Annotated in this window: 21 protein-coding genes; 9 read left to right on the top strand and 12 right to left on the bottom strand. The window is 41.5% G+C overall.

Translation table 11 applies throughout. The annotated features are described in order from the left end of the window. Window positions 1-6: 6 nt before the first annotated feature. From urtB to ADA42_RS08310, 3 genes are all read right to left on the bottom strand, one after another. Entirely contained in the window at window positions 7-1,650 is a 1,644-nt protein-coding gene (urtB, locus tag ADA42_RS08320) for an urea ABC transporter permease subunit UrtB (RefSeq protein ID WP_048764633.1), read from the bottom strand. A gap of 81 nt (window positions 1,651-1,731) precedes the next feature. Beyond that, the gene (gene urtA / locus ADA42_RS08315; protein ID WP_048764631.1) at window positions 1,732-3,021 is read right to left on the bottom strand and encodes an urea ABC transporter substrate-binding protein; all 1,290 of its coding nucleotides are present in this window, start codon (window positions 3,019-3,021) and stop codon (window positions 1,732-1,734) included. A gap of 428 nt (window positions 3,022-3,449) precedes the next feature. Beyond that, entirely contained in the window at window positions 3,450-5,624 is a 2,175-nt protein-coding gene (locus tag ADA42_RS08310; protein ID WP_048764629.1) for a TonB-dependent siderophore receptor, read from the bottom strand. A 219-nt stretch (window positions 5,625-5,843) separates the two neighbouring features. Here ADA42_RS08310 and epsC point away from each other — a divergent pair, with 219 nt between their 5' ends. After that, on the top strand, window positions 5,844-6,752 hold the full coding sequence (gene epsC / locus ADA42_RS08305; protein WP_048764627.1) for a serine O-acetyltransferase EpsC: 909 nt from the start codon (window positions 5,844-5,846) through the stop codon (window positions 6,750-6,752). Window positions 6,753-6,843: 91 nt separating this feature from the next. On the opposite strand, the gene ADA42_RS18745 is transcribed toward epsC, so the two are convergent. Beyond that, complete coding sequence (locus ADA42_RS18745; protein WP_228137615.1) at window positions 6,844-7,041, bottom strand: hypothetical protein; 198 nt, start codon at window positions 7,039-7,041, stop codon at window positions 6,844-6,846. 452 nt (window positions 7,042-7,493) lie between these two features. Between ADA42_RS18745 and ADA42_RS08295 the strand changes: the two genes are divergently transcribed. Continuing rightward, on the top strand, window positions 7,494-8,450 hold the full coding sequence (locus ADA42_RS08295) for an NAD(P)-dependent oxidoreductase (protein ID WP_004947409.1): 957 nt from the start codon (window positions 7,494-7,496) through the stop codon (window positions 8,448-8,450). A 47-nt stretch (window positions 8,451-8,497) separates the two neighbouring features. Here ADA42_RS08295 and ADA42_RS08290 read toward each other — a convergent pair whose 3' ends face one another. The 4 genes from ADA42_RS08290 to gudD all read right to left on the bottom strand — a co-directional run bounded on the left by ADA42_RS08290 (window position 8,498) and on the right by gudD (window position 13,391). Further along, window positions 8,498-9,211 (bottom strand): FadR/GntR family transcriptional regulator, encoded by a 714-nt coding sequence (locus ADA42_RS08290; protein ID WP_025094619.1) that lies wholly within the window; start codon window positions 9,209-9,211, stop codon window positions 8,498-8,500. A gap of 165 nt (window positions 9,212-9,376) precedes the next feature. Then, window positions 9,377-10,963, bottom strand: coding sequence for an aldehyde dehydrogenase (NADP(+)) (locus tag ADA42_RS08285; RefSeq protein ID WP_048764641.1), 1,587 nt, complete (start codon window positions 10,961-10,963; stop codon window positions 9,377-9,379). A gap of 27 nt (window positions 10,964-10,990) precedes the next feature. Continuing rightward, window positions 10,991-11,902 carry a 5-dehydro-4-deoxyglucarate dehydratase gene (kdgD, locus tag ADA42_RS08280; protein WP_004937641.1) on the bottom strand — a complete coding sequence of 304 codons (912 nt, stop codon included), beginning with the start codon at window positions 11,900-11,902 and terminating at the stop codon, window positions 10,991-10,993. Between the two features lie 151 nt (window positions 11,903-12,053). Continuing rightward, window positions 12,054-13,391, bottom strand: coding sequence for a glucarate dehydratase (gene gudD / locus ADA42_RS08275; protein ID WP_048764624.1), 1,338 nt, complete (start codon window positions 13,389-13,391; stop codon window positions 12,054-12,056). Window positions 13,392-13,662: 271 nt separating this feature from the next. Between gudD and ADA42_RS08270 the strand changes: the two genes are divergently transcribed. The 3 genes from ADA42_RS08270 (at window position 13,663) to ADA42_RS08260 (ending at window position 17,676) form a co-directional block, all read left to right on the top strand. Beyond that, a complete protein-coding gene (locus tag ADA42_RS08270) occupies window positions 13,663-15,027 on the top strand; it encodes an MFS transporter (RefSeq protein ID WP_004937647.1) in 1,365 nt (454 codons plus the stop codon). A gap of 68 nt (window positions 15,028-15,095) precedes the next feature. Continuing rightward, window positions 15,096-16,643, top strand: coding sequence for a galactarate dehydratase (gene garD / locus ADA42_RS08265; RefSeq protein ID WP_048764621.1), 1,548 nt, complete (start codon window positions 15,096-15,098; stop codon window positions 16,641-16,643). Window positions 16,644-16,770: 127 nt separating this feature from the next. Next, a complete protein-coding gene (locus tag ADA42_RS08260; protein ID WP_048764619.1) occupies window positions 16,771-17,676 on the top strand; it encodes a DMT family transporter in 906 nt (301 codons plus the stop codon). Window positions 17,677-17,725: 49 nt separating this feature from the next. On the opposite strand, the gene ADA42_RS08255 is transcribed toward ADA42_RS08260, so the two are convergent. The 3 genes from ADA42_RS08255 to ADA42_RS08245 form a co-directional block, all read right to left on the bottom strand. Continuing rightward, window positions 17,726-18,172, bottom strand: a complete 447-nt coding sequence (locus ADA42_RS08255) for a copper resistance protein NlpE N-terminal domain-containing protein (RefSeq protein ID WP_048764617.1) — start codon at window positions 18,170-18,172, stop codon at window positions 17,726-17,728. A gap of 54 nt (window positions 18,173-18,226) precedes the next feature. Next, window positions 18,227-20,416: a TonB-dependent receptor gene (locus tag ADA42_RS08250; protein ID WP_228137605.1), complete on the bottom strand. Its 2,190-nt coding sequence runs from the start codon at window positions 20,414-20,416 to the stop codon at window positions 18,227-18,229. 151 nt (window positions 20,417-20,567) lie between these two features. Next, a complete protein-coding gene (locus ADA42_RS08245; protein ID WP_228127979.1) occupies window positions 20,568-20,975 on the bottom strand; it encodes a DUF2946 domain-containing protein in 408 nt (135 codons plus the stop codon). 201 nt (window positions 20,976-21,176) lie between these two features. Here ADA42_RS08245 and ADA42_RS08240 point away from each other — a divergent pair, with 201 nt between their 5' ends. The 4 genes from ADA42_RS08240 (at window position 21,177) to ADA42_RS08225 (ending at window position 24,601) form a co-directional block, all read left to right on the top strand. Further along, window positions 21,177-21,629, top strand: coding sequence for a DUF2946 domain-containing protein (locus ADA42_RS08240; RefSeq protein ID WP_048764615.1), 453 nt, complete (start codon window positions 21,177-21,179; stop codon window positions 21,627-21,629). Window positions 21,630-21,770: 141 nt separating this feature from the next. Beyond that, window positions 21,771-23,204 (top strand): cytochrome ubiquinol oxidase subunit I, encoded by a 1,434-nt coding sequence (locus ADA42_RS08235; RefSeq protein ID WP_048764614.1) that lies wholly within the window; start codon window positions 21,771-21,773, stop codon window positions 23,202-23,204. Continuing rightward, window positions 23,201-24,205, top strand: coding sequence for a cytochrome d ubiquinol oxidase subunit II (gene cydB, locus ADA42_RS08230; RefSeq protein WP_004947437.1), 1,005 nt, complete (start codon window positions 23,201-23,203; stop codon window positions 24,203-24,205). The genes ADA42_RS08235 and cydB overlap by 4 nt, the downstream gene beginning before the upstream one ends. A gap of 177 nt (window positions 24,206-24,382) precedes the next feature. Continuing rightward, window positions 24,383-24,601, top strand: coding sequence for a helix-turn-helix domain-containing protein (locus tag ADA42_RS08225; protein WP_119690511.1), 219 nt, complete (start codon window positions 24,383-24,385; stop codon window positions 24,599-24,601). Between the two features lie 46 nt (window positions 24,602-24,647). Here the strand turns inward: ADA42_RS08225 and ADA42_RS08220 are convergent. Then, on the bottom strand, window positions 24,648-24,894 hold a 247-nt coding region (locus ADA42_RS08220), incomplete at its 5' end, for a MarR family winged helix-turn-helix transcriptional regulator (protein WP_048764611.1).

The raw sequence follows: 24,894 nt of genomic DNA, 5'->3' as shown, positions 1-24,894 counted from the left end.
TGCGTCTTACTCCACAAACCGGCCTTTGATGGCAAATAACCCTTGTGGACGTTTTTGAATAAACAAAATCACAAGCACCAAAAGAATAATTTTTGCAAGTACAGCACCGAGTCCAATTTCAAGTACCGTGCCACTTACCCCTAATCCAAGCGCAGCCAGTACGGCGCCCCAAACCTGCCCCACACCGCCCACTACCACCACCAAAAATGCATCGATAATGTAATTTTGTCCTAAATCTGGCCCCACATTTCCAACCTGCGCCAGTGCACAGCCTGCCAAACCTGCAAGCCCAGAGCCTAAGCCAAATGCAAGCATATCAATGCGTGCAGAACGTATGCCGACTGCACGAGCCATTTGACGATTTTGAGTCACTGCGCGTACAAACAATCCAAAACGGGTTTTGTTGAGTAGTACAAGCAGAATCAATAAAATCGCAACGGTAAAAGCAATGATGGCCATTCGGTTATACGGCAACATCAAACTCGGCGTGAGTGCTATCCCGCCACTTAACCATGCAATATTGGAAACTTCGACATTTTGTGCTCCAAATACCATGCGTACCAGTTGCATCAAAATTAGACTTACCCCAAATGTAGCCAGTAAAGTTTCAAGCTGTCTTCCGTATAAGGGCCGAATAATAGTTCGTTCAATCAGCATGCCAATTAATGCACTGATCAAAAATGCTGCCGGTATTGCAGCGATTAAGTACCAATCGACCCAAGCAGCCAAATGCGCTTTAAACAAACTCTGGATCACGTAGGTGGTATAGGCACCGATCATAATCAGCTCACCATGTGCCATATTGATCACACCAAGTAAGCCATAAGTAATGGCCAGACCTAGCGCCGCAAGCAATAAAATGCTGGCCGTGCTTATACCTGAAAAAAGATGACCAGACCATTCACTGATCTGTAAACGTGTTTTGATTTGGTTTCTGGCATCTTGTAATGCCGCTGTGAGTTCAGGATGAATTTGAGCAAGGCTCAACTCATGTTCGATCAAAGCCAGAACATCTGGTCGGTTGGAGACTGAGAGGGTTTTAATGGCTGCTATTTTAGTGAATACATCTGAGCTGTTGTAATCTAGACGTGCCTTAAGCTGTGCAAGTCGCGCTTTCACCTTTTTGTTGTTTTCTTTTAAATATAATTGTTTGATAAAACCACTGTCTAGCTCTGCAATATTGTTTTCTAGTATATCTACTGCCTGTAAGCGTTGAGTGGCATCTTCAGAATTAAGCTTGGCTTTGGCCTGCCCAAACGTCAGTGCTTTTCTTAAAGTATTCACCAGTGTGACTTGAGATAAATCTGAAGGCCATGTGGTGATGACTTTTTCATCGGGATAGCTCAAGAGCGTTTGTTCATCTTTAAGTAGATAGGTATTACCTGAACTATCGGTATAAAGTTGATTGTCGTCGATATAACCAACAAGTTTGTCCAGTGATTCTAGACTGGCAGGCCACTGATTAAGCATCGTCCGACGGGCTGTAAAATCCGACCGAACAAAAGTTTGTATCGCATCATCGTGCGCTACAGCCGCCGTGTGGGAGAGTGATGTCTGTGGCTGACTGCTATTTTCAGTTGCCCACACAGACACACAACAAAGCTGTATGAAAAGCATCATCATTGCCCAGCGCCGAATATGGTTAAACATAGTAAACCCTTGCTATGTGAATATTTTTTAAGCTTGACTGAGGTTGGCCTGTATCAATGCGTACAGGCCCTCGTTGATTTGTTATTTTGGAATGTACGGGCTCCATGGCTCCGCACGAATCGTGGTTGGTGTTTTATAGACCACATCAAACTGGCCATCAGCACGAATCTGACCAATCATGACTGGCTTTTGTAAATGATGATTGGTTTCATCCATTTTTAGGGTATATCCAGACGGTGCTGCAAACGTCTGGCCCGCCATGGCTGTACGGACTTTATCCACATCGGTTGAGCCTGCTTTTTCGACTGCCTGTTTCCACATATTAATCCCCACATAGGTGGCTTCCATTGGGTCATTGGTGACCACTTTTGAGGCATTCGGCAGTTTATACTCCACTGCATACTGTTTAAATTTATTGATAAAGTCGGTGTTTTTTGGATTCTTAACCGACATGAAGTAATTCCAAGCCGCTAAGTGACCCACCAGCGGTTTGGTATCGATACCGCGTAACTCTTCTTCACCCACAGAAAAAGCCATCACTGGAATATCGGATGCTTTGATGCCTTGGTTGCCCAACTCACGATAAAAAGGCACATTGGAGTCACCATTGATGGTTGAAATCACCGCGGTCTTTTTACCCGCAGCAAATTTTTTGATATTTCCCACAATGGTTTGATAGTTGTTATGACCAAACGGCGTGTACTCTTCCATAATGTCGGCATCTGCAACGCCTTTCGATTTCAAAAAAGCGCGAAGAATTTTATTGGTCGTACGTGGGTACACATAATCTGTACCCAGCAACACAAAGCGCTGCGCCTTGCCACCCTCTTCTCTCATCAAATACTCCACCGCAGGAATCGCTTGCTGGTTCGGTGCAGCGCCCGTGTAGAATATATTTTTAGACTGTTCCTGACCTTCATATTGAACAGGATAAAATAATAAACCGTTGAGTTCCTCCACTACAGGTAAAACAGATTTGCGCGAAACCGATGTCCAGCATCCAAAAATGACCGCTACCTTGTCTTGAGTAATCAACTGACGTGCTTTTTCTGCAAAAAGCGGCCAGTCTGACGCAGGATCAACCACAACTGGCTCAAGCTTTTTACCTAATACGCCACCTTTCGCATTGATCTCATTGATGGTCATCAAGGCCGTGTCTTTAAGCGAAGTTTCTGAAATGGCCATAGTGCCAGATAAGGAATGTAAAATACCGACTTTAATGGTGTCTGAACTTTTGCTGGCTGGTGCAGACGTGGCCGACGTTTCGGTGGCTGCCGTTTTATCTGATGATTTTGAGCATCCTGTGAGTGATAATCCCCCCATTACCGCTGCGATACACAATGAAATGGACATCATTCTTTGCTGTAACATGACTTCTTCTCCAATTTGATCATCATTAAATTAAAATAATTTTTTGCGATGAAATATCATTCAAAGAGCATGCCAAAAATAATTTTTCAGCTTTATATTTTAAAAATTAAATCTTTAATTTAAATAATTTTAATTAAAATCATAATCTTAAATAATAATAATTAGGTTTAAAATAAATTATCTTTTTATTGATTTAATAATAGGAAAATAAAAAAATAAAATACAAATTTTAGATTATAATGTGTTGTCAAAATTTGTCTCTACGTCATTTTACGTATAAATCTTCCATTTTCTTCATTTGACTGATCAAGAATAGAAAAAGGTTGAGTTCACTTCCAACTGAACTCAACCCTGTTTTTAAAAACCCACCCCAAAATGACACATGCCGAATAAAAAAAGCACCGAAATGATGAAGATGTGCTCTTGATTTAAAATTTCACATTAAGTGAAACTTGAGCCGTTCGTGGTGCACCTAAAAATAAATAGTCATCGCCCATAAATCCACCTACATCACGCCAGTATTGCTTATTGAACAGATTATCAACGGTCAGTCTGAGTGTAGAGTCATAACCACTGACTTTAAAGGCATAAGCTGCACCAAGATCAAACACACTATAACCGCCAACTTTTACAGTTCCAGACTTATTGGCATATTTACTGGCGCTATATTGCATACCCGCCAAGAGTCGTAGACCGTCTATTTGCGCGACATCATAAGACACATGCGTTGCAAAACGCAGTTTGGGTACATTTTGAATTTGATGCCCTTCGTAAGCATCAACTTCACTTCCTTCCCAACGAGACTTCATCAATGCCAAACTTGAGCTCAGTTCAATTTGTGATGAAAGCTTGCCCGTCAATCCGAACTCGATTCCTTGAGAGCGCTGATCACCTTTTTCGATAAATATGAGATTGCCGTCATCAGTAGGTGCAACAAACTGATTATTCTGCTTTAAATCAAAAAGTGCCAAGCTGAGCAAAGCGTTGTTGTACTGCTGTTTGAAGCCCAGCTCATATTGTCGCGACTGAACAGGTGCCAAGACCTGATTGGCATTGCTTGTATACCATGGTGCTGTTCCACCGTCCGCTAAACCTTTCGCATAAGAAAGATAAACTGTTGTATTTTCAAGTGGTCGATAACTTAATACCATTTGTGGTAAAAATTTTTGAATGTCTGTATGACGATTTTCCGTACCGTCACTGTCATACGCTTTTTCATTTAAATCGATCCATTTTCCACCCAGTAATACTGTCCATTGTGGATCAAGCTCCATTCGATCTGTAAATGCCACAGAAAGCTGCTTACTTTCGAGTGGCTTATATCGATTTCCTAAATCAAATGTAGCGGGTTCAAAATCGGTGGTGTCTTGATAAATATTCCCTGTTCCAACGGGTGTATTAATACCAACATAACGTTTTTGATTTTTTTCTACAGCAGCCAATTCAAAATTCAAATAATGATGTACATTTCCCGTTTCAATTTGGCCCTTTAAACTCGATTTGAGTTGTGTGGTCATACGTACATCGTCTGGGCTACGGTAATCGTAAAGATCGTAGTTTCCATCGGCATCAAAGGTATTTTCAATCGGTTTCAAACCTTTATAGGAACCATATGGAAAGGCAATATAATCGTCAATTTTGACATGGCTATAACTCGCACCGATGCTCGCAGCCCAGTCTGAGTTAATTTGATAGCGATACGTCAGGCTGGTGTTCAGCGCAACGTTGGTGACTGGCTTACTCCAGCTTTGATAACCCAGCAATCTGCTCCAAGCCACATCAGTCGGAACTGTTGAGCCGTCGAGTAATTGGTATCCCGGAACTGAACGTTGTTTTTGGCGTTGTGATTCAATATCAAACTGAAGCTGTGATTGATCATCAATCTGCCAATCGAGTGCGAGTGAGCCGAACACACGCTGACCGTTAGCATGCTCGACATAAGGATGAATCTGTTCTTCGGCAAGATTTACGCGATAACCTAAGGTTTGCGCTTTGCCTAAAAAGCCACCGACATCTAGCCCGATAGATGTTCCTCCCTCACTGTTGGCACCCACAGTAACTGAACGAATATCCTCTGGACGCTTTGTAACATAATTAACGACGCCACCGGGTGTCGACATGCCACTTTGAATGGCCGAAATGCCTTTTAAAATTTCTACTCGATCCTTATTTTCAAGTGCAATGTTTTGTTCACCACGAACCACATAGCCATTGAGCAGATAGCTTGAACCTAAAGCCAGCGCAAAACCACGCGAGACAAAATTCGGATAGTAACCGATTGCAGCATATCCATCTCCCAAAGCAGCATCATTCTTGATCACATCGGTCAGTACTTTGGCTTGCTGATCCTCTAAGCGTGCTGAACTCACGACAGATACAGAGGCTGGAATATCTTTTAACTGCGTTGTACCAAAACCTTCCAGATTAACATTTTGACGCAAATAACCAGAATCTTGCTGATTGGCACTCAACACAATGGTTTCGAGCTGCTTAGATTGAGTTTCTGCAAAACTGAGTGTACTTAAAGTACCAATACCTGTACCTAAGATCATTTTTAAACAACGAAAAAGAAATGTGGTGGGAAACATCTGGGCGTTTATCATAAATGATCCTGAATACTCAAAACTCAATGTAACTTTGCGTAAGTAAAAATATATGCAGAGTATATAGGAGTCATATCCAGATCAAACGCATTGTTTGCTTTATTTGTTGAGTAAAATACACAATTAAAAGCTAAAAATTTGAAAAAAATCAAAAATTGATTTAAACAATAACTTAGTCAGTTTCTATTACACATGTAGCAAATCATTAGGATTAAAAAAATGGCCTCATGGAATATCCACTCCGTTGTAGACGGCTTGCAAAAAGCACGGCACGACTGGCGTGAAAGTCAACATCGCACCAAAGAGATGGGAGATCGCGAACTGCCATCTAAGGAAGTTCTTCGGGTCGTGGTTAATGACTTATGCGGCATTTTATTTCCGATGCGACTTGGGCCTGCAGAACTTCGCCAAGAAACCGAAAATTACTATATTGCTTATACGCTTGACCGCGTATTAAACGAACTTTTTATACAAGTACGCATGGCCTTGCATTACGAGGCAAAGCTGCACCCAAGTACTGTCGATCAAGACATCGATACATATGCCAAAACCATAGTCCAAGATTTTGCCAATGCGCTGCCATATATCCGCCGTTTACTTGATGAAGATGTACTCGCGGCTTTTGAGGGCGATCCGGCTGCTCACAGTGTCGATGAGGTACTGATTTGTTATCCGGGATTATTGGCGATTATCCATCATCGTCTTTCACATCAGCTATATAAGCATGTGCCGCTGGTGTCTAGAATTATTTCTGAACTGGCGCATTCTGCAACAGGTATCGATATTCATCCAGGTGCCCAAATTGGTAAAGGTTTCTTTATCGATCATGGAACAGGCGTTGTGATTGGAGAAACCTGTATTATTGGTGAGCGTGTGCGTATTTATCAGGCAGTAACACTGGGTGCAAAACGATTTGAGCTTACCGATGATGGTGGCCTGAAAAAAGATTATGCGCGTCATCCGATTGTAGAAGATGAAGTGGTAATTTATGCAGGTGCCACGATTTTAGGCCGAATTATCATTGGTAAAGGATCTACGATTGGCGGAAATGTATGGCTGACGCACAGTGTGCCTGCGGCAAGCCAAATTTTGCAATCGCCATCTGAATCTTGTAAAAAAGTACCTTAAGGTTATTACCCTCATCATAAATCCACTTCAGAGTATCGTTAAAATATTGAGGAAGTGGATTTATATCTTTTTTATTTAATAACCAAATTCTCTATATTTTAATGACGTCGCGTACCAAAACCGACATAAAAATATTTTTTGTTAAACGTGCAGTGCCATGAGCAATAAAATCATCAGACATCATTTCGATCTGCTGTAAACTTTCATAATAGATTTGCTCATCGAAGGCAATTTGATCTGAACTGCTGCTTTCAACTTTTGAAGAAATCCATTCTTGCTCGAGTATCAATTTTACTCTAGCTAAAAAATCTGTTCGTGTTGAAGCATTATTGACGTTATACAGTATTCGTTCTTGCTCATCTCAACTGATCGAAAAAATCATCTCATACACTTTCATTTTTTATTAGACATAGTTTTACAAAATAAAAAAACCTGTAACCGGGAATGCAAAACCATTACAGGGTTCCCACAATGGAAATCAATTTTGTTAAATATATCACATTTTTTAATATTTACACCAATTAATTATCTTTTTTATTTAATTTAAATTTCACAATTTATGTTAAAAATTTAGGCTAGCTTAAGTTATCTCATCTTCTATTTTCACTAAAATAAATAGAAATAAGCACCAAGAATCAATTACTCTTTGTTATCGCATGGATGAATAGAGAAATTGCCTCTTACAATTACTTTGACTAAAATTTGTTGTATGATGTCTTATCTTTAAATTGTTATGATCTTATGAAATCTTTAAAAATTACTTGTACAGAAAAATACGTGTTACTTGATCAAGCATTCGAGTTCGATTTTCCAGTGGATTATACCGAGTTTGAGCAGCTCACTCAGGAGCAGTTTGCGACACAAGTATTCGATCAAGATGTACTCATTATCAGTGATTTAGATATTAATGAAACTATTTTAAAAAATAATCCGAATTTAAAACTGGTGGCATTATGTTCAACCGGATTCAATCATGTCAACATGCCTTTATTGCGGCAACATGGTATTCAGGTATGTAATATTCGCGGCTATGCAGGCGATGCTGTAGCAGAACATGCATTTACCTTTATGATTTATCTGATTAAAAATTTTGGCCAGCAGCTTCAAGGTGTATTAGAGGACAAATGGTCGATCGGAGATAGTTCGTTTCATTTGGCTGCCCCAATGCGCGAACTTAAAGGTAAAACGCTCACAATTATTGGCAAAGGTGAAATTGGTTTATCTCTTGCTCAAAAAGCTGAGGCTTTTGGAATGCACGTTCTGTTTAGTGAGCGTAAAGGTGCAACAACGTGTCGTGAAGGCTATGTTCCTTTTGAAACAGCCATTCAAACTGCAGATATTGTGTCTCTACACTGCGAACTCAACCAACAGACTCATCATTTAATTGACGCTTCTGTATTGAAGATGATGAAACCCAACAGTTTACTGATTAATGTGGGACGTGGTGGTTTGGTCGATGCCAACGCGATTGTTGCAGCGATTGAATCTGGAGAATTGGCGGGCTATGCAGCTGATGTATTGGATCAAGAACCACCACCAGTTGATCATCCCCTATTAAATTTACATAAGCAGCATGCCAATGTATTAATTACAGGACATATTGCTTGGGGAACCGACGAAGCACAGCAGCGGTTATTTTTAACCATTCAAGACAATATTAATAAAAATATGCAAGGTATTGAGCAAAATCTAGTTTAAGCCTTGAGGTCGGGATTGTTCAAATTCAATCACGACCTTAATTTTGATTATTGTTTGAATTTCTTAATACTTTTAGACAAATGTGCACGCATCATTTGACGAGCAAGTAACCCATCTTGGTCCACAATTGCATTGTAAATATTCACATGGTCATGATGTACAGACTTAAGATAGTCCTCACGATTTTCCGGGCTCTTTTCAATTGAATTGAGTCGAGCACGCGGAATGATTTTTTCACCCAGATACTTTAAAAAATCGACAAAATATTGATTACTTGATGCTTCTGCAATTGCAATATGAAAGTCATAATCTGCCTTGACCGTTCCATCGTTTGCTGTCGACGAAATATGAGATTCAAAATCTTCAAGCGCTGCTTTCATTTTGGCAATATGAATATCTGAACGGCGTTCGGATGCCAAAAATACCGCTTCCGACTCTAAGCTAATTCGAAGCTCAAGTAATGCCACAATGTCATTGATGGTTTCCAGGCTAGCGTTGGACAACAAAAAATTTTGTTCTGCGATCTGTTCTTTTACAAATGTACCAATTCCATGACGGGTTTCGACATATCCTAACGAGCGAAGTTCTGTGATCGTTTCTCGAATCACGGAGCGACTGACTTCAAATGTCTCGATCAGCTCGAGTTCAGTTGGAATTTTTTCTCCAACTTTAAATTCTCCAGACTGAATTTTTGCAATAAGTTGTTCTACAATAATCTGGCTTAGTTTTTTTGCTGATCTAGGTTTGATTGCGCTAGACATATTTGAAGAACTCATTAAACATTAGAAAATTCGATTATTCATATTACTATAAACTGACAAGTTAGTCATAAGCACATTGAAAAAATTCAGCTTATGGGCAGTTTTGAAAATTAAAAACAGTGTTATAAAAGAGCAGTTCAGCTAGAGCTGAACCGCCTTCTCATATTAGATTGCATTTTTTGTGAATTGACCATTAATCAACCGATGGATGTTTAATGGATTAGCATCTTTTAGTGCATCAGGCAGCAAGGCCTGCGGGGTATTTTGGTAGCATACCGGACGCAAAAAGCGATCGATGGCACCTGTACCTACCGAGGTGCCGCGTGCATCACTGGTTGCCGGAAATGGACCACCATGTACCATGGCATCACATACTTCTACACCTGTTGGGTAGCCATTAAATAATACACGGCCAGCTTTACCGGTGAGTGTTTGTAATAGATCTGCAGCCTCTGCCAAATCGCTATCATCACCAATAATAGTTGCAGTGAGCTGACCACCTAGAGCATTGAGTCCTTGCAGGAGCTCAGCCTTGGTTTCAACCGAAACAACCACCGACATCGGACCAAATACTTCATGTTGTAACAATGCATGACCTTTTAGCAGCAAAGAAGAATCTGCTTTGAACAAATGCGCCTGAGCCTGTGAAACCATTTCTGGCGCTAAACCAGATGCGATATGTTCAAAACCTGATGCATCAACTAGGTTTTGAATGCCCTGATGATAACTTTTTAAGGTACCCCGATTAAGCATCACTTGTGGAGCAGCACTACGTGTTGAGTCAATCAAAGCCTCCACAAATCGATCAAACTCAACACTTTTAATCCCAATAATCAAACCTGGTTTTGTACAAAACTGGCCACATCCCATGTTAAATGAAGCAACTGTATCTTGTGCAATTTTCTCTGCACGTGCGTTAAGCGCATCTGGTAGCACAACTACAGGATTAACGCTCGACATTTCTGCAAAAAATGGAATAGGCTGAGTGCGGTTTTGTGCTAAGCGAAACAATGCCATTCCGCCTTCGAGTGAGCCCGTGAAACCGGCAGCTTGAATCAGAGGATGCTCGACCAGATTAGCACCTACTCGTGCTCCAAAGATCATATTGAATGTGCCACGCGGCATATTGCAAATCTCGATTGCTTTTTCGATCGCCTGAGCAACCAGTTCAGCTGTTGCCATATGACCTGAATGTGCCTTAAATACCACGCTACAGCCTGCGGCAAGCGCTGCGACTGTATCACCACCTGCGGTAGAAAATGCAAGCGGAAAGTTACTGGCACCAAAAACTGCAACCGGCCCCACGCCAACTTTATATTGTCTTAAATCGACACGCGGTAAAGGTTTACGATCTGGTAGCGCGGTATCAATTCGAGCACCTAATACATCTCCACGGCGCAGTAATTCAGCAAATAGTCGAAGTTGCCCTGTTACTCGTGCAGTTTCACCTTGCAAGCGCGCAAGTGGTAAGCCTGTTTCTAGGGCCGCCACTTCTTGAAGCTCAGCACCTAGCCCTTCAATCTGAATGGCAATTTCATCTAAAAATACTGCGCGTTGTTCGTGACTGGTATTTTGGTATGTCAAAAATGCCTGATGTGCGGCTTTTGCTGCAAGATCCACCTCATTCAAACTGGCTTGACTAAATACATAGCCAGTCGGCTGATAATCTGTAGCATTGATACTTTCTAAGCTTGCCGCGTGTTCTGCAACACGTTGACCCTGAATAAACTGTTTACCGATATTCTTGCTCATCATAGTATTTCCTTAAAACTTTGAAACTTATTGCGGGCCAAGTGTCGCAATCAATTCAGCTAAATCTTCGTAATCCGCAGGCGTCATATCACTGAGCGGCGGACGAACCGGCCCTGCATCATGCCCTACAATTTTCGCCCCTGCTTTGATCATACTTACCGCATAACCAGACTTACGGTTGCGGATTTTGATCAGAGGTAAAAAGAAGTCACGAATCAAACGTTGGGTTGTTTCAAAGTCATCACGACGTAAAGCGTTGTAAAACTCCATCGCTGTTTTTGGAATAAAGTTAAATACAGCCGATGAATAGACAGGCGAACCTAATGCCTTGTAAGGCGCTGCAAAAACTTCCGCCGTAGGTAAGCCACCCAAATATGACAAACGATCACCAAAGGTTTGTACCACTTCCGTCATCATATCGATTTGGCCCGAACTGTCTTTAAAGCCAATCAGATTTGGACAGGCTTCAACCAGTTGATGTAGAGAATCAACATTGAGTTTAGAAACACTGCGGTTATAAAAAATCACACCAAAATCGACTGCTTGGCAGATCTGTTTCACGTGTTCAATCAAACCTTCTTGGCTTGCTTCGGTTAAGTAGTGCGGCATCAACAAAATACCGTGAGCACCTAAACGCTCTGCTTCTTGCGCTTGAGCAATTGCTTGACGTGTTGGACCACCTGCACCTGCAATGATTGGAACACTGCCCTTGCACGCATCGACTGCCGTTTTAATAACATCCGAATATTCAGAACCGGTTAATGAAAAATATTCACCCGTACCACCCGCTGCAAATAGAGCACTTGCACCATAAGGCGCTAACCATTCAAGACGTTTTTGATAAGACGCCGCATTAAATTCCCCATGCTGGTCAAAGTCAGTAACCGGAAAAGACAATAAACCGTCAGAAACAATTTTTTTTAACTCAAGAGCATCCATTAACACATATCCTTTTGAACTCATGTTGTCAGACATCTTACATTATATCTTTTTTCAGTTTCAATTCTTTTTTATACTTTTTGCTAAATATAATTCAATAAAAACGGCCGCTCGTGTGAGCGGCCGTTTTGAATCATTCAAAAACTCTAAATTAACGAACCAAACATGGCTTTTTATTATTGAATGTCCAGTTCGGGATCATATATTGCATGGCTTCAGCATCATTGCGAGCGCCTAAGCCTTTGGCTTTATAAAGCTCATGTGCTTTGTAGATATTATCCCAATCGAGTTCTACACCAAGTCCGGGAGCTGTGGAAACCTGAATTTTGCCGTTCTTAATCTCAAGTGGTGACTTGGTAAGATGGTCAATACCTTCTTGCCAAATCCAGTGTGTGTCAATCGCTGTAACGTTGCCCACAGCGGCTGCAGCAACATGTGTAAACATCGCCAGCGAAATATCGAAGTGATTATTTGAATGTGATCCCCATGTAAGGTTATACATCTTGCATAACTGCGATACGCGAACAGATCCTTCTAGCGTCCAGAAATGTGGATCGGCTAAAGGGATATCCACTGCCTGAAGCTGAATACTATGCGACATTTCCCGCCAGTCAGTTGCAATCATATTGGTTGCGGTAGGCAAGCCTGTAGCACGTTTGAATTCCGCCATAATTTCACGGCTTGAGTAACCTTGTTCAGCCCCGCATGGATCTTCGGCATAAGCCAGCACATGCTTTAAATGTTTACCCACGGCAATCGCTTCATCTAAAAACCACGCACCATTTGGATCAAGCGTGACACGTGCTTCAGGAAAGCGATGCGCAATTGCGGTTACCGCTTCTGCTTCTTGTTCGGCGTGTAAGACACCACCTTTTAGTTTAAAATCTTTAAAGCCATAACGGTCATAAGAAGCTTCGGCCAATCGTTGAATGGCACTTGGTGTGAGCGCTTTTTCATGGCGAAGCTGATACCAATCAAATTCAGTCTTTGCAGTTGAGCCGAGATAATCCAATTGAGTTTGTTGACGGTCACCGATAAAAAATAAATAACCCAATACCTCAACTTCAGTACGTTGCTGCCCATCGCCTAACAAACTGGCGACATTGACATTTAAATGCTGGCCCAGTAAATCGAGTAAAGCGGATTCATAAGCCGTGACCACATGAATAGTTGTACGCAAATCAAAAGTCTGGTTCCCACGCCCACCACGATCACGGTCGGCAAAAGTCTCTTGAATTTTTTTTAGCAGATTTTTGTATTCACCGATAGGCTGACCTTCAATTAACGCTTTCGCATCATTTAAGGTATTTAAGATTTTTTCACCACCCGGAATTTCGCCAACACCGATATTTCCTGAGTTATCCTCTATAACCAATAGATTACGCGTGAAATACGGGCCATGTGCGCCACTTAAATTAAGTAACATGCTGTCATGCCCTGCTACCGGAATTGCACGAACCGATTTTACTATAGGTGTTGAAGTCGCCATCTTGATACTCCTTGGCTAGGGTTACTTTTTCTTTTTTTAACGCTATAAGACATCAGACAACTTGTCAATTCATGTACTCAAAAATAATTTTCTTAGATAGCTTGTCAAATTAAAATAAATAGTCGTATGATGTCTTATATCTAAATTATCAAGTTTAGAACTGGACTATAGAATATCGAAATATTTTTTGATTTATTCTATGCACGAATATGACATGACGTCACCTGTTTCATGGACCAGCAAACAGGTTGATTATTAGAAGAGTTTGTATATGGATAACTTGCAAACAAACATCGCCGTGATCAGTAAAAATCGGGTTTCTCACACCAAAACCCGTTATTACATTCTGGCCATGATTTTTTTAGTCACAGCACTTAATTACGGAGATAGAGCAACCATTTCAATGGCTGCATCTCCAATGTCCCAAGAATTGGGACTTACATCGGTCACTATGGGCTACATATTTTCTGCATTTGGCTGGGCGTATGTCATCGGACAAATCCCCGGTGGATGGCTTCTCGATAAATTCGGAGCACGTAAAGTATATTTCTGGAGTATTTTACTCTGGTCGATCTTTACAGTCATGCTTGGTTTTGTCGATATTTTTGGCTCCATTCCCTTAATTATTGCATCACTTTTTATTTTGCGGTTTATGGTCGGTTTGTCTGAAAGCCCAGCCTTTCCTGGAAATAGTCAAATTGTCGCTGCTTGGTTTCCAACCAAAGAACGCGGTACTGCGGCCGCTATTTTTAACTCTGCTCAATACTTTGCCACCGTGATCTTTGCACCGTTTATGGGCTGGTTAGTTACGCACATTCACTGGCAATCTGTTTTCTGGATCATGGGTGGAATCGGGATTGTGATTGCATTTATTTGGCTAAAGGTTATTTATAGCCCAGAAAAGCATCCTCGTTTAAATTCTGCTGAGTTTAAATATCTTCAAGATCATGGTGCCATCACCAATATGGGCGAAAATCAGCTTAAAAAGGTCGATGAAAACAATAAAATGAGCTGGTCTAATATCCGTAAACTACTGGCATCTCGGATGTTACTGGGTATTTTTATTGCACAGTATTGTATTACCTGCCTCACCTATTTCTTTTTAACTTGGTTTCCTGTGTATTTGGTCAAAGAACGTCACATGACAATTTTACAAGCAGGTTTTGCGGCCGTTTTGCCAGCGCTCTGTGGTTTTATTGGAGGAATTTTAGGTGGCATTATTTCCGACAAACTCATCCGTATGAATAAATCACTCACTTTTGCACGTAAGTTCCCTATTGTGCTCGGTATGTTACTGTCTACCAGTATTGTGGTGTGTAATTTTGTAGAGTCTCAAACGGCGATTGTATTTTTCATGTCACTGGCATTTTTTGGCAAAGGCTTTGGCGCACTTGGCTGGGCTGTCATGTCGGATGTTGCACCTAAAGAGATGATTGGATTGTCAGGTGGCTTATTCAATACTTTTGGAAATACTGCTGGCATCATCATTCCGATTGCAATCGGCTACATCTTAGCAGCGACAGGTTCTTTTAATGGTGCTCTGATTTTTGTTGGCGTTCACGCTGTGATTGCCATGTTCTGCTATTTATTTGTGGTTGGGAAGATTCAACGCTTTCAACTGAAAACATCCATATAAGTAATCTCGATTAGCCGATGCCAAATATATTTGGCATACGGCCTTAATTAAATTAACAAGGAAGACGCATGCAAAAGCCATTACTGATCAAAATTAATCCGCTGGACAATGTTGCCATTGTGGTCAACGATGGCGGCCTTGCACAAGGAACTGTGATTGAGACATATGATCTATGTTTAATCGAATATATTCCACAAGGCCATAAAGTACTGCTTGAAGACTTAAAAAACGGCGCATCCATCATTCGCTATGGTGAAGTCATTGGTTATGTTAATTGCGATTTAAACGCGGGAGCATGGGTGAATGAAGCGGTCACGCGCATGCCAACGCCCCCTGATTTAAGTGAGCTTGAGTTAGCCACCCGTCCGGCACCTCAAATGGAACCTTTGACTGGCTATACCTTTAAAGGTTACATAAATAAAGATGGTTCAGTCGGTACAAAAAACCTTTTGGCAATTACCACCAGCGTGAATTGCGTAGAAGGAATTGTCGATCATGTGGTGAAAATTATAGAACGTGAGCTATTGGCAGAATATCCAAATGTAGACGGCGTAGTTGGTTTAAATCATTTGTATGGCTGTGGTGTTGCTATTGATGCACCTGCCGCGATTGTACCAATCCGCACGATTCATAATCTGGCATTGAATCCTAATTTTGGTGGAGAAGTCATGGTCGTGAGTTTAGGCTGTGAAAAAATGCAACCCGAACGCTTACTTTCACTCCCAACAGAAAATAAACGTATTCCGCTTGAAGATGAAGACATCATCCAGCTTCAAGATGAACAGCATCACGGCTTTCAAAGTATGGTCGATCATATTTTGGCGGTTGCAAAGATTCATTTAGAAAAGCTCAACCAACGCCAGCGTGAAGTTGTTTCGGCATCACATTTAGTTGTCGGTATGCAGTGCGGTGGTAGCGATGCCTTTTCTGGCGTGACCTCTAATCCGGCTGTTGGTTTTGCTTCAGATTTGATTATCCGCTGCGGCGGTATAGTCATGTTTTCAGAAGTGACCGAAGTTCGTGATGGTATCCATTTACTTACTCCACGCGCAGAAAACGAACAAGTCGCGAAAGATTTAATTCGTGAAATGCAGTGGTACGATGATTATTTGGCCGCAGGCAAAGTTGATCGAAGTGCCAATACCACGCCCGGCAACAAAAAAGGCGGCTTAAATAATATTGTTGAAAAAGCCATGGGATCAATTGCCAAGTCAGGCCGCTCTGCGATTGTTGAAGTGTTGTCACCGGGCCAAAAACCCACTAAAAAAGGGTTGATCTTTGCCGCTACACCATCGAGTGACTTTATTTGCGGTACACAACAAATGGCTTCGGGTATTACAGTACAAGTGTTTACTACAGGCCGCGGAACACCTTATGGATTGGCGGCGGTGCCTGTCATCAAGATGGCCAGCCGCAATACCATTGCCAATCGCTGGTATGATCTCATCGATATTAGTGCGGGCGATATTGCGATTGGTAAAAAAACCATTGAAGAAGTGGGATGGGAACTGTTTGAACTGATTTTGAAAGTCGCGAGTGGCGAACAGCAAACGTGGTCGGATAAATGGGGAATTCACAATTCGCTGGCCGTGTTTAATCCTGCACCAGTTACCTAAGGCATATAAAAAAAGATGAATTCTGTGTATTCATCTTTTTTATTTCAATATTTGATTGCGATACATTTCACTCATTTTCTAGATCGCTGCTAAACTAAACACTGAAACTTGTTGCCACATTGATCTTATGCAAAATCTCTCCACTCCTGCTTCGTCGTCTGACAATATCGGAAAGGCCCTGCTGTGTCTAATGACATCCGCCTTACTTTTTTCGATTATGGGAGTGTGTATTCGATTTGCATCACAAAGTGTCGATAACGCAACGATTGTATTTTTTCGAAACGCGGTGGGTCTATTCATTTTTATTCCCATGTTAATTAAAAATGGATTTGGACTCATTCGAACGCAAAAATTATGGATGCATACGTGGCGAAGTGTGGTGGGATTGGCCGCGATGTATGGTTTCTTTTATGCGATTGCCAATCTAAAGCTCTCCAATGCGATGGTGTTTAGTTACTCTTCACCTATTTTCATTCCACTGATTGCGTGGTTATTTCTCAAAGAACAAATCACCAAATCTATGATTTTTGCTGCCATATTGGGTTTAGTGGGTGTCATGTTTGTTGCTAAACCTGATCAGGGCTTATTTAATCTGATTTCTTTTATCGGCCTTGGGGCCTGCTTTTTATCTGCGATGGCTTTTGTGACTGTCCGTGCGCTGACCAGCACCGAATCTCCAGAACGCATCGTATTTTATTTCTGTATGTTTGGTACGCTGATTTCATCAATCCCGATGTTTTGGCACTGGCGAATGTTCACCCTACACGAACTGGCTTTACTTATTACAGCTGGGCTACTGGCTAATATTAGTCAATTATTTATGTCTTATGCCTACAGCTTAGCACCGGCTGGTAAAATCGGCCCGATGAACTATATCGCGATTGTGTTTGCAGGTGTATGGGGCTATGTTTTTTGGCAAGAGCTTCCCGACCTGTTTACACTGATCGGGATTGCCATTATTTTGATTGCAATCTTGATGTGCAACCCATTTGCACAACAAAAAGTGATGCGGTTATTCAGAGTCAATCGTTGAATGTATGAATCTAGAATATTTTATCAACACATCAAGATGAGCTCCAGATTTAGGAGCTCATCTTTTGCAGCATAAAGTCTTCATGATCAATATAAGGCTGCATTGTAACGCTATCCAAAATTTCAATACCATCATCAGTATAGACCAAAATATTTCTGGCTTTCAGAGGATGGAGCTCAATTTGAAGTTTTCCATCATCTAAAAACTCAAAACGACCACGGTGGCTTTCTAAGACACTATTATCCTGATTAGATCGATACAACAAGGTAAAGGACTGATCTTGAAATAATTCTAAATCATAACTTACACCTTCACATCCTTCACATCGCGATACACAAGCAGCACATGGCAGTGAACCTTGATACTTACCCACCCATTTCTGTAAATTGGTATCCACTTGTTGCTTTTCGTGTGCCGAAGTAACATCCGATTTTGACTGAGCACACCCCAGACCAATACTCGCAAAAATGACCGAAACCAATATTATGTTTTTCATATAAAATTATCTCATCTTCACAGACGGCAAATGCCGCCCGAGCTTGTCAATTGATCAATATTTAAATGTCATTGCTAGCTCGACACTGCGAGGTGCACCAATATAAATCTGTGTTGAGGAGTATCCTGAATATTCACCATAAAACTCGTTAGTCAGATTGCGTCCCCATAAGGTCAAAGTGATATTTTTAAGTGCATAAGATAACGATGCGTCATAAGTCGTATGTCCTTTTACGAAATAGGTATTCGCTGTATCGGTATAAAAGCCACTGGCATGCTTCACAAATCCACCTAGCGTAATGGGCTGGCTTTTGAAGGTATAGAGCATAGAAGCATTGATGACTCGATCTGGCACATTGATTGGACGATTTCCAGAACGATCTGCACCACCAGACTCGATCAGTTTTTTGTATTGAGCATCCACCCACGATGCACCCAAGTTGCTTCGAAGTTGAGGAGTAATCGCGTAAGAGGCTGTGATTTCGGCGCCTTTAGATTTTTGCTTTCCGCCTTGAACTGTCAGATTCACATTATTAGGATCTCGAGTGAGAATATCATCGAGTTCAATATGATATATCGAACCAATCAGTGCGAGCTTTTGGTCAAAACTGCTGCTTTTAAACCCGATTTCTGCCGACTTCCCTTTAGATAGATTGAACTCTCCATTGGCTGTAGAAATAACCAATAAAGACGAAACAGGTGTAACAGCGGTACTGTATTGGCCATACACCTGCACATGATCATTGATGTCATATACACTACCTAAACGCCACGAAAATGGTCGAAACGAAGGTGAGAAGAATTGCGATGTTGATGTAATCTGATTTTTACTTTCTCTATCTACATCGAGTGTTTCATAACGCACACCGCCAACGACTAACCACTTTGGATTAAGATTAATGGCATTCTCTGCAAATAAAGCCCAATTATTGATTCTTGTCGTAAAGTCAAAGTTGCTGGTCCAACCCGACCAATCAGCTCCGGGCATCGATCCCACAACCGGATCAAAAGGATCAACAGCAGACAAATTTCCACTAGGTCGTGCACTTTCAAAATGAGTATGACTATATTCTGTACCCAAACTAAATCTTTGACGAAATCGATCCGCAACCAACGAATCATAACTTGCACTTAACCGATTACTCCACACTGTATGATCGTGATCCCAACGCTGTACTGTGCGATTGAAAAGTCCTGAGCGTGTGTAGGTTTGCTCTGGTGCCAAAAAAAACTCACGATCAGCATGATAAAAAGTTGCAATATTACTGATTGACCATTCAGGATTGAGCACATAATCCGTCTGCCACGAAATATTGGTAGTTCCTGCACTTAAATGCGCACCTTCGGGGTTGTAGTTTTTATAGCGAGTAGCCTTATCAATCACAACACCGTATGGATTATCTAAAATCTGGCTGGGTTGCCTAGCAGCAGATGTAGGAAGTACAGGTGATCCTTGATAGCTTGAATTGTCTTTATCATCATCATAATTGATGGCAATCAGCATCGATAGCGCATCATTAGGCTGATACAACAGGCCGCTATAAAGTCCTATTTTACGGCTCTGATTACGATCTATATCGTTGAGACTCCCTGAGGTCAAATAACTAACGCCGCCTCGTATCGCCACATCTGCACTGATTGGAGCGTTTGCATCTAACGCTGCTCGTGCTGTACTAAAACTGCCAGAACTCAACAGACCCTCAACCGAAGTGCGTTCTAATGTTGGCTTACGTGTAACCAAATTTACTGTACCGCCAAGAGCACCTTCACCATAGAGTACCGAAGCTGGCCCTTTTAATACTTCGACTTTTTCATATTTCCATACATCTAAATCACGAGTAGTAAATGTAGATGCACCTAAACGCACGCCATCTTGTAACACGGTATTAGTATTGCCAGAAAAACCACGCAGCGTTAAAACAGCAGGATTGCCTGGTACATTCCCAACGGTTGCGCCTGTAATTGAACCAAAAGCTTCTTTAACGGTACGCACACCATTTTCTTGTAATTGCTTTTGAGTGATGGTTTGCACAGATGCCGGGGTTTCTCTGGCCGAAAGTTTTAATCGGCTTGCAGTTGAGTTGACTTGATTCAACAAAAGCGGATCACTTTCTTGTGTATCTTGTGCCGTGGTTGTAATTTTGGGAAGTATTGCATTTGGGTATTGGTCTTCAGCTTTGGTGTACTGAATACCGGCTGTACCAAGCGCAAGTCCGATTACAATTGGTTGAATCTGAAATGTCAAAGATCCAAAGCAACGCTGAGTTTCAAAAGATGTAATTGTTCGTCCTTTTATACAAGGATATTGATTGAACTGCCCCATGGCTATTCCTTTTAAGCATAACTATTCCCAACAAAACTTTTGTAAAAAGCTTTGTTCACTTTTATCGAATGGACTACGAAAAAACTGGAGGAGCTCGCCCCTGAGGACTTAAAAAGAGACGTTTAAGTTGAAAATAAACATGCTTAAAGGCAGCTTGGTATTGCAATAATTGAAGCCGAACACGCTCAAAGACTTCTTTGATATCAGCATCAAGATGTACAACAAGAAAACCATGCACTGTACAAAACACACAACTGTGATCTAGCATGTGTGAATCATGAACAGGACTATGTTGTTTGTTAATTAAACGAGTAATAAAAGGCGCTTGATGATCCGAATGACCGATCATTTTATGAGACGTATCATGTTCGCTTTTCAATATTGAAAGCGTCATACATACCCGAGAAACTTGATATTTTTCAGGAAGCAAGGGCTGCAAGAAAACCGAAATTTGCATCAACATAGCAGCAAACGCGGCCAAAATAAAAAATCTCAATAAACTAATCTACACACGATTTAGCGCATCGCAACATTAACACAATCTCTACAATTCATTCAATTTTTTGCATTTTTATTTTAAAATCAAATTGTTGATTTAATTTTGAGTGTTAAAACTTTGAAAGTTCGATACTTTTTGTTATTCTAGAATTAATGATTTCCAAAAGAGATCACTTGGGTGTTGATGAGTTATGGTCGGCTGCTCGGTTTTTTTGCAGTCTTCTTACAAATCGCTGTGTTTTTACAGCCACTATTACCAGAGAAATACCAAGTTTCTCCGGTCTGTGAAACTATTGCCCAAGCACTACAGATTGGTGATTTTGCGACCACATCAGTTGCACACTCTGAAATGTCCAATCACATGCATTCGCATCATGCTACAGCGCATCATTTAGCTGAACAGAAAATAAAAACTGATACATCACATCATCATCACGACATGAATCATCAATGTCAGTATTGCGTGGTCTATGGTCATGTTGTGCCTCTTCTTGATGTAGATTTAAGTGAAGTCTTGGTTCGTATTCAGGTTCGATATCTCGCCTTTAAACGTACTTTTTTTCACGTTTTCTTTGTACTTCAGCAGCTCTTTCTTATTCCTCAAGGACGCGCTCCACCGCTCTCTCTCGCCATTTAAATTTTTTATCTTAATTTTTAAATTGAATGAGTTGTAGAGACGAATCATTATGTTTTGCTTAAAAAATAGCCTATACTGGTTAGATATAAACTCGCCTGCAAAATTGCACGAGCAACATCATCCGTTGTATGAGGTGCTCTCATGACATTAGGATTAACCGCATTAGAATTAGCGCGGATTCAATTTGCGTTCACAGTATCTTTTCACATTATATTTCCAGCAATTTCAATTGGTTTAGCAAGTTTTCTTGCTGTGCTTGAATGGCGCTGGTTGCGTACTCAAAACCCGGTTTATCAAGACTTATTTAAGTTTTGGGTTAAGATTTTTGCTGTCGCTTTTGGTATGGGTGTCGTCTCTGGCGTTGTGATGAGCTATCAGTTTGGAACCAACTGGAGCGAGTTTTCTCGCTTTGCCGGAGGTGTCACAGGCCCATTACTCAGCTATGAAGTATTAAGTGCATTTTTCCTTGAAGCCGGCTTTTTAGGGATTATGCTGTTTGGCTGGGGCCGTGTGGGCAAAAATGCACACTTCTTCGCAACCTTAATGGTGGCGATTGGCACCTGTATTTCCATGTTCTGGATTTTATCGTCCAACAGCTGGATGCAAACACCACAAGGCTATAGCATTGAAAATGGCATTATCGTGCCACAAGATTGGATTGCAATTATCTTCAATCCATCCTTCCCTTACCGACTGGCTCACATGGCGATTGCCGCATTTATGGTGTCATCACTTTTGGTGGCAGCAACCGCAGCATGGCATTTGCTCAAGGGGCGTCGTGATGCATTGGTCAAAAAGTCATTTTCCATGGCACTCTGGCTCATTTTGGTTTTGGCACCATTACAAGTATTTGTAGGTGATGCACATGGTCTCAATACTTTAGAGCATCAACCTGCAAAACTCGCTGCAATGGAAGGTCATTGGGAAACCAATCACGACCATGCCATGCCGTTGTATCTGTTCGGGATTCCAGATATGCAAGAAGAGCGAACCAAATATGCGATCGCGATTCCGCATTTGGGTAGTTTAATTTTAACGCACTCGATGGACGGAACAGTTAAAGGCCTTAAAGACTTTGCTCCGGAAGATCGCCCAAACTCCACCATCGTGTTTTGGAGCTTTCGAATTATGGTCGGGCTTGGCATGTTGATGGTACTGTTGGCGTTGGCAGGTCTATGGCTCAGACGTTCAGACCGGCTTTATGAAAACAAATGGTTTCAGCGTTTTGCTTTGGTGATGGGGCCATCTGGATTTATTGCCTTGCTTGCAGGCTGGTTTACCACCGAAGTTGGTCGTCAGCCTTGGGTCGTCTATGGCGTGATGCGCACTAAAGATGCAATCTCTCCTGTCTCTGCCGAACAAGTCGGTCTCACCTTGATCATTTTTGTACTGGTGTACTTTGTTGTCTTTGGAATCGGTATTTATTACATGCTGAAACTGATTAATAAAGGGCCACAATTTATTCATAGCACGCCACAAGAAGCAGGCGGCGTTGGTCGGTTCAAAACCCCAATGCGACCGCTGAGTGCAGCTGATGAAGAGCTGGATGATCAAGACAAAGGAGCAACATCATGATTGATTTATCTTTAATCTGGGTCGTGATTATTGCTGTTGGCGTGTTTATCTATGTGGTGCTAGACGGGTTCGACTTGGGAATCGGAATTTTATTTCCATTTATTCAAGATCAGCAAGAACGCGACGTGATGATGAATACCGTGGCACCCGTGTGGGATGGTAATGAAACCTGGATGGTGCTTGGCGGTGCAGGCTTGTTTGCAGCGTTTCCAATTGTCTATTCTGCTGTTTTATCTGCGCTTTACTTACCTATTTTGCTGATGGTAATTGCACTGATTTTTCGTGGCGTAGCATTTGAGTTTCGCTTCAAGGCCAATCGTACCAAACACTTGTGGGACAAAGCATTTATTGGTGGCTCTGTTCTTTCGAGCTTCTTACAAGGCGTATTGCTAGGCGCTTACATCCAAGGCATACATATTGTGGATGGTCGCTACGCTGGTGGCGGTCTGGACTGGCTGACACCTTTTTCTCTTTTCACGGGTGTGGGCGTGGTTGTCCTTTACGCCGCCCTTGGGTGTGGCTGGTTGATCATGAAAACTGATCATCGTTTACAAGAAGATATGTTTAAGATTATGCCAAAGCTCATACTCGGATTGCTGTTTATTTTTGCATGTGTGAGTTTGTATACACCTTTGTCTCAGCCACAAATCGCAGCGCGATGGTTTAGCTTACCTCAACTCTTGTATTTTAGCCCTGTTCCTATTTTGGTCGTGATATGTAGTGTGCTTGCACTTCGTGCATGTGCCAAGAAACAGGAATCGGCTCCCTTTTTATATATTCTGGCTCTGCTGTTCTTGGCCTATAGCGGATTTTTAATCAGTATTTTTCCGTATATAATTCCACCATCAGTGACCATTTGGGACGCTGCTGCTCCGGCAAATAGTCAATTGTTTGCCTTAATTGGTGCACTGATTTTGATTCCGATCATTATCACCTACACCATCATGGCGTACTGGGTTTTTCGAGACAAAGTACGCGTAGGTGATGAAGGGTATCACTAGGAGCGAATAAGTATGAAATTATCGAAATTTCAATGGTTCGTGGTTTTATGGCTGGGCGGATTCTTTGGGTTATTGCTGATTGCAATGGCCTTTCGACTCTTATTACAGCTCGCCTATTAATAAGAAAGGATGCTTAACGTGAATACTATGCAATATGGATCGCAACAGACACAGTCGATGTTGCTGCACATGGATAACCACTTTTTAGGGCAGGAAATTATTCAGGTTCGTAAGAAAATGAATATTTCTCAGACCCAACTGGCCACGATGCTGGGTATTTCAGTCAGAACGCTTGAAAGCTGGGAACGCGGGGTAAGACATCCCTCTAGTTCAGCCAAAGCATTAATTCGCTTGCTGATTAAATCTCCACATTTTGTGCTTAAAAATTTGGCCTAACCTATTTAATCGAGGTCATGTTGATGACATGGCCTCATTACTTCGTCTAGATTAAATTTTTTTTGATCGCTCTTAAAGACTCGTTCAGCCGCTTAATGTCTGAAGGTTTTAATCCTGAAAAACTGTCATTAAAGAGCAATGAGGTAATTTCATTTATTTTAATCACCATTTCATGCCCCGAATCGGTCAACGTCACTCGGGTAACCCGATTATCAAGTTTGCATAAAGACGTTTCTACATAGCCTTCATCTTTTAAACGATAAATAATTTTGGTTGCCGTTGGAATTTTGATA

The organism is Acinetobacter sp. 243_ASPC, assembly GCF_001054715.1.
In the GTDB taxonomy this organism is placed as follows: Bacteria; Pseudomonadota; Gammaproteobacteria; order Pseudomonadales; family Moraxellaceae; genus Acinetobacter; species Acinetobacter soli.
Note: the sequence above shows the minus strand (reverse complement) of the source record. Positions and strands in the feature narration are given on the sequence as shown.

Bases quoted from the DNA above. Each gene is read 5' to 3' on its own strand.
- ADA42_RS08225 (WP_119690511.1), top strand. From the start codon at position 24,383: ATGTTGCTGCACATGGATAACCACTTTTTAGGGCAGGAAATTATTCAG.
- ADA42_RS08310 (WP_048764629.1), bottom strand. From the start codon at position 5,624: ATGATAAACGCCCAGATGTTTCCCACCACATTTCTTTTTCGTTGTTTA.
- ADA42_RS08235 (WP_048764614.1), top strand. From the start codon at position 21,771: ATGACATTAGGATTAACCGCATTAGAATTAGCGCGGATTCAATTTGCG.
- urtA (WP_048764631.1), bottom strand. From the start codon at position 3,021: ATGTTACAGCAAAGAATGATGTCCATTTCATTGTGTATCGCAGCGGTA.
- garD (WP_048764621.1), top strand. From the start codon at position 15,096: ATGCAAAAGCCATTACTGATCAAAATTAATCCGCTGGACAATGTTGCC.
- kdgD (WP_004937641.1), bottom strand. From the start codon at position 11,902: ATGGATGCTCTTGAGTTAAAAAAAATTGTTTCTGACGGTTTATTGTCT.
- epsC (WP_048764627.1), top strand. From the start codon at position 5,844: ATGGCCTCATGGAATATCCACTCCGTTGTAGACGGCTTGCAAAAAGCA.
- ADA42_RS08295 (WP_004947409.1), top strand. From the start codon at position 7,494: ATGAAATCTTTAAAAATTACTTGTACAGAAAAATACGTGTTACTTGAT.
- ADA42_RS08240 (WP_048764615.1), top strand. From the start codon at position 21,177: ATGAGTTATGGTCGGCTGCTCGGTTTTTTTGCAGTCTTCTTACAAATC.
- urtB (WP_048764633.1), bottom strand. From the start codon at position 1,650: ATGTTTAACCATATTCGGCGCTGGGCAATGATGATGCTTTTCATACAG.
- cydB (WP_004947437.1), top strand. From the start codon at position 23,201: ATGATTGATTTATCTTTAATCTGGGTCGTGATTATTGCTGTTGGCGTG.
- gudD (WP_048764624.1), bottom strand. From the start codon at position 13,391: ATGGCGACTTCAACACCTATAGTAAAATCGGTTCGTGCAATTCCGGTA.
- ADA42_RS08285 (WP_048764641.1), bottom strand. From the start codon at position 10,963: ATGAGCAAGAATATCGGTAAACAGTTTATTCAGGGTCAACGTGTTGCA.
- ADA42_RS08260 (WP_048764619.1), top strand. From the start codon at position 16,771: ATGCAAAATCTCTCCACTCCTGCTTCGTCGTCTGACAATATCGGAAAG.
- ADA42_RS08270 (WP_004937647.1), top strand. From the start codon at position 13,663: ATGGATAACTTGCAAACAAACATCGCCGTGATCAGTAAAAATCGGGTT.
- ADA42_RS08255 (WP_048764617.1), bottom strand. From the start codon at position 18,172: ATGAAAAACATAATATTGGTTTCGGTCATTTTTGCGAGTATTGGTCTG.
- ADA42_RS08290 (WP_025094619.1), bottom strand. From the start codon at position 9,211: ATGTCTAGCGCAATCAAACCTAGATCAGCAAAAAAACTAAGCCAGATT.